The sequence below is a fragment of the Planococcus sp. CAU13 genome (genome assembly GCF_000775575.1).
GTDB lineage: Bacteria > Bacillota > Bacilli > Bacillales_A > Planococcaceae > Planococcus.
This window is the reverse complement of record NZ_JRGN01000188.1, coordinates 1-7,390: the sequence shown is the minus strand read 5'-3', so window position 1 is coordinate 7,390 and position 7,390 is coordinate 1. Positions and strand designations below refer to the sequence as shown.

Annotated in this window: 10 protein-coding genes; 7 read left to right on the top strand and 3 right to left on the bottom strand. The window is 47.3% G+C overall.

Annotated features, from left to right (window positions below; all coding sequences use genetic code 11):
* Window positions 1-97: 97 nt before the first annotated feature.
* Entirely contained in the window at window positions 98-382 is a 285-nt protein-coding gene (locus KW93_RS08100) for a DUF6509 family protein (RefSeq protein ID WP_033542492.1), read from the bottom strand.
* Window positions 383-549: 167 nt separating this feature from the next.
* On the opposite strand from KW93_RS08100, the gene KW93_RS08095 reads away from it, so the two are divergent.
* Window positions 550-1,197: an SDR family oxidoreductase gene (locus tag KW93_RS08095; RefSeq protein WP_033542491.1), complete on the top strand. Its 648-nt coding sequence runs from the start codon at window positions 550-552 to the stop codon at window positions 1,195-1,197.
* A gap of 79 nt (window positions 1,198-1,276) precedes the next feature.
* The gene (locus tag KW93_RS08090) at window positions 1,277-1,657 is read left to right on the top strand and encodes a nucleotide excision repair endonuclease (protein ID WP_033542490.1); all 381 of its coding nucleotides are present in this window, start codon (window positions 1,277-1,279) and stop codon (window positions 1,655-1,657) included.
* 62 nt (window positions 1,658-1,719) lie between these two features.
* Here the strand turns inward: KW93_RS08090 and KW93_RS08085 are convergent, their stop codons facing one another.
* The gene (locus KW93_RS08085; RefSeq protein WP_033542489.1) at window positions 1,720-2,142 is read right to left on the bottom strand and encodes a GNAT family N-acetyltransferase; all 423 of its coding nucleotides are present in this window, start codon (window positions 2,140-2,142) and stop codon (window positions 1,720-1,722) included.
* A 123-nt stretch (window positions 2,143-2,265) separates the two neighbouring features.
* Between KW93_RS08085 and KW93_RS08080 the strand changes: the two genes are divergently transcribed.
* The 4 genes from KW93_RS08080 (at window position 2,266) to KW93_RS08065 (ending at window position 6,244) form a co-directional block, all read left to right on the top strand.
* Complete coding sequence (locus tag KW93_RS08080; RefSeq protein ID WP_033542488.1) at window positions 2,266-3,123, top strand: dimethylarginine dimethylaminohydrolase family protein; 858 nt, start codon at window positions 2,266-2,268, stop codon at window positions 3,121-3,123.
* A gap of 147 nt (window positions 3,124-3,270) precedes the next feature.
* The gene (locus tag KW93_RS08075) at window positions 3,271-4,539 is read left to right on the top strand and encodes an ABC transporter substrate-binding protein (protein WP_033542487.1); all 1,269 of its coding nucleotides are present in this window, start codon (window positions 3,271-3,273) and stop codon (window positions 4,537-4,539) included.
* A 4-nt stretch (window positions 4,540-4,543) separates the two neighbouring features.
* Window positions 4,544-5,419 (top strand): carbohydrate ABC transporter permease, encoded by an 876-nt coding sequence (locus tag KW93_RS08070; RefSeq protein WP_081986966.1) that lies wholly within the window; start codon window positions 4,544-4,546, stop codon window positions 5,417-5,419.
* Between the two features lie 15 nt (window positions 5,420-5,434).
* On the top strand, window positions 5,435-6,244 hold the full coding sequence (locus KW93_RS08065) for a carbohydrate ABC transporter permease (protein ID WP_033542486.1): 810 nt from the start codon (window positions 5,435-5,437) through the stop codon (window positions 6,242-6,244).
* 76 nt (window positions 6,245-6,320) lie between these two features.
* Here KW93_RS08065 and KW93_RS08060 read toward each other — a convergent pair whose 3' ends face one another.
* Complete coding sequence (locus tag KW93_RS08060; protein ID WP_033542485.1) at window positions 6,321-6,755, bottom strand: hypothetical protein; 435 nt, start codon at window positions 6,753-6,755, stop codon at window positions 6,321-6,323.
* A gap of 125 nt (window positions 6,756-6,880) precedes the next feature.
* Between KW93_RS08060 and KW93_RS08055 the strand changes: the two genes are divergently transcribed.
* A complete protein-coding gene (locus KW93_RS08055) occupies window positions 6,881-7,252 on the top strand; it encodes a PaaI family thioesterase (RefSeq protein WP_033542484.1) in 372 nt (123 codons plus the stop codon).
* The last annotated feature ends 138 nt before the right edge of the window (window positions 7,253-7,390 follow it).

Below are 7,390 nucleotides of genomic sequence, written 5' to 3'. Positions count from 1 at the left end.
AGCTCTTCGGGTCATAAGCCAGCCCAGCTGTGCGGCCAAGGCCGCTTCGCTGTTCTGTCTTATGCCTTTCAGAGCTTAGCGGGCGCTTACGCTTTTCTTACAGTGATAATTTATCGCGGCAATAAGCCTGCACTTCAGCTTCTTCGTCGTCTTCGAGGGCAAATTCCATCGCTTTGCCGGTTTGCTTGTCCATGAAGTTATAATGGGCAATGCGCGCTCCGTTAGCGTCAGCGGCCATGATGACACGCAGGTCCAGACCCGCTTCTGTGTAAAGTTCGTCGTCTTCGTCCACTTCGACCGTCAATAAAAACTCGTAGCGGTCACTTTCCATTATGCCCGTCGGATCATTGATTTTGTGAAATGTAAAATCTTTAATTTCCATATGGTCCACCTCCGTCTAGTCTCTATTCTAGCTTGTTTCAGCTCTTATTAACAGCCTTACAGCCAAATAGCTCCGTACAAAGCATCCGCTTCACCGTTTTATTGTTTATCCGCTGCGGGACAGGGAATAATAATAAAATCATGATAAAAAGAGGAGCGGATTTTTTAATGGATGTTTTAGTAATCGGAGCAAACGGACAAGTTGGCAAAAATATCGTGAAGGAACTGGCTGCACAGAACCATAATGCTGTGGCGATGGTGCGGAAAGAGGAACAAAAAGCAAAAATGGAAGAACTCGGTGCATCAAAAGTTGTTCTGGCTGATCTGGAAGAAGATTTCAGCGAGGCTTTTGAGAATGTCGATGCCGTCATCTTCGCGGCTGGTTCCGGACCGAAAACAGGACCGGACAAAACACTGACCATCGATTTATGGGGCTCGGTCAAAGCGGCAAAATACGCCGAAGAAAAAGGCGTGAAGCGTTTTGTGCAGCTCGGATCGATGGGTTCTGATAATCCCGACGCAGGCGGCGAAGCGATGAAACCGTATCTCGTGGCCAAACGGACAGCGGATGAAATTCTGCAGGCTACAAACCTGGATTATACGATCGTCCGCCCAGGTCCCCTGTCAGATGAAGATAAAACAGGCAAAGTGGAAGTTTCGACGGAAGGCTTCTCTTCCATGGAAGGCCGTTCGATTCCCCGTGCTGATGTAGCGAATGTGCTTGTTAATGTATTGGAGAGAGAAAACACATACGGTAAGGTATTTGAAATCCTGCAGGGTGAAGAAGATGCTGAAAATCAATTGAAATCCATCTGAGACAGTATGTGGGGAGCGGATGGATTTCCGCTCTCTTTTATGTTAAAATAAGCATTACGATAATAGAGGACGTGATAACATGATTAATATCCAGCCACCAAAAGCGGATGTGACAATTACACAGCGCAAACAGGAAATTACAGGCGACGAGGCCGTGATCAAACCCCTATACGGTTTTATCGACCTTCACGAAATACCGCGTGATAAAGGCGGCATCATCCAATTTTTCAACCACAGCGGCGAATTGCTGTTTGTCGGCAAAGCCCGCAAACTGCGCCAGCGTGTGAAAAAGCATTTTGAGGACAATGTCTCCCCACTTAAGAATCACCGTGACGAAGTCCACCGCATCACTATTTCCATTGTGGAAGATCCGATGGAACGCGACATTTATGAAACGTACCTGATCAACGCTCATAAAGCGAAGTACAATGTTGATAAAGTCTTCTATAAAGAAGACTAATAAAAAAACGGATGCCCTCGGGTGTCCGTTTTTTTTGTATCTGAAGAATTTTGCAATATTTTTTACTCCGTCAGCCGCTTCTCAAAGTAGTGCTGGCTATGGCCTTCAGGGTGGTCTTCAATTACACCAAATTCCTGAAAGCCCTGTTTACGGTAGAATCCGGGCGCCTGAAAGCTGAATGTATCCACTGTCATCAGCCTGCATTTCAATTCGCGCGCATACTGCTCCATTTTTGCCATCATTTGCGCGGCGATTCCGCTGCCCTGCTCTGCAGGATCGACCCACAGGAAGTCGATATGCATATGCTGCCAGAAATAAGTGCCCGTAATTCCGCCTATAATTTCCCCGTTATCGTTTCTTGCAATAAAACTGATATTGCCATACGGTTTCTCCTGCTGCTCAGGCAGACTCTTTCTGTTGTGTTCAATCACTTTCTGCCTGATGAAGTCCCGGTCTTCCTGAATTTCCTGCTGTGTAATTTTCATGATGACAATCCCCTTTCATTTCCCTGCTTCCACTGCTTTTCCATCTTCTCACTTTTCATGTTTTAATTCCTCCTCGAAACGGGAATAACAATATTATTAAACAGGAATTTTGGAGGAGTTTATATGCCAGCATTCACGAAATCCTCTCCATCCGCCAGATGTAAAAGCGAATACGATTCGCTGCGCCGGGTTTTACTCTGCCCACCGGAATACATGGAGATTAAAGACGTCATCAATGACGTCCAAAAAAGATACCAGGAAGAAAATATCGATACGGAAAAAGCGATGCAGCAGCATACCGAATTTCTCGAAGCGCTTCAGCGGGAAGGCGTAGAAACCGATTTGCTGAATCCTTCGGAGGCTTTTCCGGAACAAGTATTTACAAGAGACATCGGTTTCACAGTAGGTGACACTGTCTATATCGCTGAGATGGCTTCTGAAATCCGTCAGGGTGAAGAAAACGTCCTGCAGAAATGGCTGAAGCACCATAACTTCCAGTCGGAGACGCTTGGCTGCAACCGGGTCGAAGGCGGCGACGTCCTTATCGACCGGGATACGGTTTACGTCGGCATCAGCAGCCGCACAAGCAAAAGCGCCATAAAAGAATTGCAGAAAAAGCTTCCCGATTTTAACATCATTCCTATTTCATTCAATGAAAAATACCTTCATCTGGATTGTGTCTTCAATATTCTTTCTCCTACTGAAGCATTGATTTTTGAAGAAGCATTGGATAAAGAAACAGTCGAAATGCTTTCCAAACGCTATACGCTCATACCAGTCGATGCAAAAGAACAGTTTGCACTCGGCACCAATGTGCTTTCCATCGGAGGGCGCCGGGTCTTCAGCCAGCCGCAGAACGTCAAAGTAAACGCCATGCTCCGGGCAAACGATTTCCGCGTCATTGAAGTGGATTTTTCTGAGATCATCAAGTCCGGCGGCGCTTTCCGCTGCTGTACGCTCCCTTTGATCCGGGAAGAATGAAAAATAGCACAAGCCCAGCAGCTTGTGCTTTTTCACGCCCTAAAATTGGTTGCCATAAAATAAATAATTCTAATTATTCTGTCATTTTACACAAATTTACGGTATAACTGATATAAAGATACTATTCATAAAAAGGGAGGACTTCAAATGATCAGTAAGAAAAGTTCCTTTACGGCAGCATTGCTTCTGCCTTTTCTCGCACTGGCAGGCTGTGCCGGTGAAAGCCCGGACAGCGGCTCTGAAACAGAAAGCGGCTCAGGAGACCGGACTCAGATCAGTTTTATTCATTGGCGCGGAGAAGACAAGGCAGTTTTGGATGACATCATCGCCCAATTTGAAGACGAATTCCCTGAAATCAGTGTCGAGATGAATATTTATCCATCCGAGCAATACCAGGCTACCGGACAGCGGATGCTGACGGACGGTTCAACAGGCGATGTCTTCACTTCATTCCCTGGCGCTCAATTTGAAGCCATTGCAAATGCCGGATTTTTCGAGGACCTGAGCGGTGAAGATTTTGTCGAAAACTTTGATGAAAGCCTGATTACGGTAGGCGAAAAAGACGGACAGCAATTGGCGCTGCCTTATCAGCTGGTCTTCAATATGCCGGTCTATAACAAAGGCATGTTTGATGAACTAGGGCTGGAAGTGCCGAAAAGCTGGACTGAATTCCAGGAAATGGCCGACACGCTGCTCGAAAATGATATTATTCCCATCGCATTCCCCGGAGCCGATATCGGACCGAACCAATTTATGAACAGCATGATGATGAACAATGCACCGGATGAAGATATTTTTGAAAAACTGCAGAACGGCGAAGAATCGCTGACCAACGAATGGTGGGTAAAAACACTCGAAGATTTCCAGCTTCTGGAGGAAAAAGGCTATATTCAGTCGGATGCACTTGGCACAAGCCAGGATTCTGCCATGGCCATGGTCGCCAATGAGGAAGCCGCCATGCTTGCAACCGGCTCCTATCATATGGCAGCGCTTCTTGGCTTGAACCCGGATCTGGAACTCGATTTGATGGCTCCCATCACAGTAGAAGAAAGCGAAGCACAATATGAAGGCATCAATACCGCTACCTTCATGCTGGCGGTCAACAGCAATTCGGAAAAGAAAGAGGAGGCAAAGGAATTCATCCGTTTCCTGAGCCGTCCTGAAATCGCTTCACAGTATGCCAATGAAACCGGGCAGCACCTGACTGTCAACGACGTGGAATATGAATCCGAAGTATTGCAGAACACAGCTTATTGGATTGACGAAAGAAAAACCAGGTTCCAGCCCCGGTTCCTGATTACAAATGCACAGATTGAAGCCGCTGTCCTGGGCTCGATTGAAAACGTCCTTGGAGGCGCCGATCCAATGGAGGCAGCGGAAGAAGCACAGCAGATCGTCGATGAAAACCGGGAATAAATAAATGAAGATTTCAAAATCGATTTATCTGTTCTTTTTACCGGGGCTCTTACTTTACAGCATCTTTTTCCTGTATCCGACTGTCAGCGCCCTGTTCTATTCTTTTACGGATTGGGACGGCTTAAGTGATGCCTATCAATTTGTGGGAATCGGAAATTACGAACGGGCGTTGACCGGGGATTCCGTCTTCCGGAAAACGGTGGGCAATAATATGAAATTTATGCTGGTGGTCGTTATTCTCCAGACTCTCGTGGCTTTGGCATTTGCTTTGATCGTATTAAAAAACACCAAAACCAATTTATTTCTGCGGGCACTGTATTTCTTTCCGACCATCCTTTCTTCGGTATCTGTCGCGTTTATCTGGTCATTTATCTATGACCCGTCCCTGGGCATCCTGAACCAGATCCTGGAATTGCTCGGTCTTGATTTCCTGCGGCAGAACTGGCTCGGCAATTCGGATATCGCCATTTATTCGCTCGCCATCACGCAAGTCTGGTTTCACGCGGGACAGATGCTGATCATATTTGTGGCGGGCCTGCAGGCGATTCCGGAAGATCTCTACGAAGTGGCGAAAATCGAAGGGGCCAGCAAATGGCAGACGTTCCAGAAAGTCACGTGGCCGCTGCTCGCCCCTTCCGCCACCATCGTCATCGCTTATACGACCATCCAATCCTTTAAGGCGTTTGATCTGGTATTCGCAATGACCGGCGGCGGTCCGAACAACTCGACGGAAATCATTGCAACGTATATTTTTGATGTTGCCTTCCGAAGTTATAATTTCGGATATGCCAGTTCCATTTCAGTTCTCTTCATGATCATTATCGCGATCATCACATTCCTGCAGTTCAAAGCGCTGCGCTCAGACCGCATCTCGTATTAGAAGGAGGGGAATTATTTGCTGTTCCGAAAATTTTCATTGGCAGTCTATGCGTTGCTGATCCTGATTCCGCTGCTGATGGTTGTCCTCACTTCTCTCAAAACGCTGCAGGAGACGTTCCGCGACCCGCTCGGCCTGCCTGAAGACGGCTTCCAGTGGAGCAATTACAGTGCCATCTTCCAGGAGCAGACGATGGCCGGCTATTTTATAAACAGCAGCATTGTCACGCTGTTTTCAGTCATGTTCACTTTATTTTTTGCTTCGATGATCGCTTTCGGCATCAGCCGCCTGAATAATTGGATCGGCAATATTCTGTTCGGCTTGTTTACACTTGGCATGATGGTGCCGGCCCAGGTCAATATGGTGCCGCTGTATGCGCTCGTGCTGGATTTGAACCTGACGAACAGCCTGCTCGGCCTCATCCTCGTCAACATTGCGGTTACATTGCCAATCGCGGTTTTTATCCTGACAGGTTTCATGAAAACCCTGCCGAAGGAATTATTTGAAGCGTCGACGATCGATGGCGCCGGAAATTGGCAGACTTACATGAAAGTGGCCCTGCCGCTTTCCGTTCCTTCCCTGTCCGCCACAGCCATCTTCCTTTTCGTCATGCACTGGAATGATCTGCTGTATCCTTTGCTGTTCATCACCGACAATGCCTATAAAACACTGCCGCTCGCATTGCTTGAATTCCAGGGCGAGTATTCCACCAATTACCCGATGCTGTTCACCGGGGTCATCATTGCCTCGGCACCCATGGTCATCGCCTACGTCTTCCTGCAGCGCTATTTCGTGGCAGGCATGACAGCAGGCGCATTGAAAGGGTAGAAATTTATGGTTCCATTAAAATGAAAACCGGCGGCTGACTCATTTATGAGCCAGCCGCCAGTTTTTTATTTATCCCTTATCCCCACAGCACCGGCTTGTCTACCATAAACCACAGCATCAACAGCAGAAGCCCTATGTAAATCCATAACGAACGCTTCAGCTTCTCTGCCAGCGCAGTCTGATCGGCATCCGTTTCACTGAACTTCTTTAATACAGGAGAAAATGCGCGTGCCAGGAAAAACACAGATGAAAACATCACCGCAAGCGTCATCAGGATCCAAGGCGCATGCCACGGCCAGGGCCCCTGCCAAATCAGGAGGACGCCTGATGCAACCAGCACATGTCCTGCGTGCATGACGAGCCGGGTGGCAGATTTAAATGTCGCGATCAGTACCGGCAAAGATTGCGGATCTGCTGCCCTGATTCGTTTGATCATGGGTACCAGCACAAAAAATGGCCCAATCGATAATGCAGCGCTCATTATATGAATATATAAAATGACTGTATACATTTCATTACCTTCCGCCTTTCGTACTCCCTCTTTTCATTGTGCGTGATAAGGAAAAAGGATTCAAGGGCCTGCAAGGCGAATAAAAGATGAAAGTGAATCCAGAAGTGCCGAAGGAGGTTCCAATAATGTTCATCCGTCAGCCATTCGATAAATTCCTTGAAATGGAATATGAAAGAACAACCGAAAACAGCGTAAAAGTGACATTGCCGATCAAGGAACTGTATATCGACAGTACAGGCCTTATCCACGGAGGTGTTATTTCCACTCTTGCCGAAGTCGCCCTGTGCAATACGGTCCCTCCTGATGAAAACGGCAGGCAGCAGGCGGTAACTGTCGATTTGAATGTGACATTTTTAAGAAGCAGCAACTCTTCCGTTCTGACGGCGCGGGCATTTGCAGTAAAGGAAGGCCGTAACCTGATTCATGCCGACTGCCTAATCTATGACGACGAAGACCATGTCATCACGAAGGCAAAGGCTGTTTTGTTCAATAAATGATCGATTTCGAGTTTTCTGGATTATTTAGATTGAAGTTATAACCGATATTCCGTAAAACAGCTTCGCTTTCGGGCCCACAGGATGGGGGTCATGCAGTCGCCTGCTCCTCTGGGAGTCTTCGCTGTTTTGCTCCATATC

What these genes read in the sequence shown, in the direction of transcription:
- KW93_RS08100 (WP_033542492.1), bottom strand. Translation starts at nt 382, where the DNA reads ATGGAAATTAAAGATTTTACATTTCACAAAATCAATGATCCGACGGGC.
- KW93_RS08095 (WP_033542491.1), top strand. Translation starts at nt 550, where the DNA reads ATGGATGTTTTAGTAATCGGAGCAAACGGACAAGTTGGCAAAAATATC.
- KW93_RS08090 (WP_033542490.1), top strand. Translation starts at nt 1,277, where the DNA reads ATGATTAATATCCAGCCACCAAAAGCGGATGTGACAATTACACAGCGC.
- KW93_RS08085 (WP_033542489.1), bottom strand. Translation starts at nt 2,142, where the DNA reads ATGAAAATTACACAGCAGGAAATTCAGGAAGACCGGGACTTCATCAGG.
- KW93_RS08080 (WP_033542488.1), top strand. Translation starts at nt 2,266, where the DNA reads ATGCCAGCATTCACGAAATCCTCTCCATCCGCCAGATGTAAAAGCGAA.
- KW93_RS08075 (WP_033542487.1), top strand. Translation starts at nt 3,271, where the DNA reads ATGATCAGTAAGAAAAGTTCCTTTACGGCAGCATTGCTTCTGCCTTTT.
- KW93_RS08070 (WP_081986966.1), top strand. Translation starts at nt 4,544, where the DNA reads ATGAAGATTTCAAAATCGATTTATCTGTTCTTTTTACCGGGGCTCTTA.
- KW93_RS08060 (WP_033542485.1), bottom strand. Translation starts at nt 6,755, where the DNA reads ATGTATACAGTCATTTTATATATTCATATAATGAGCGCTGCATTATCG.
- KW93_RS08055 (WP_033542484.1), top strand. Translation starts at nt 6,881, where the DNA reads ATGTTCATCCGTCAGCCATTCGATAAATTCCTTGAAATGGAATATGAA.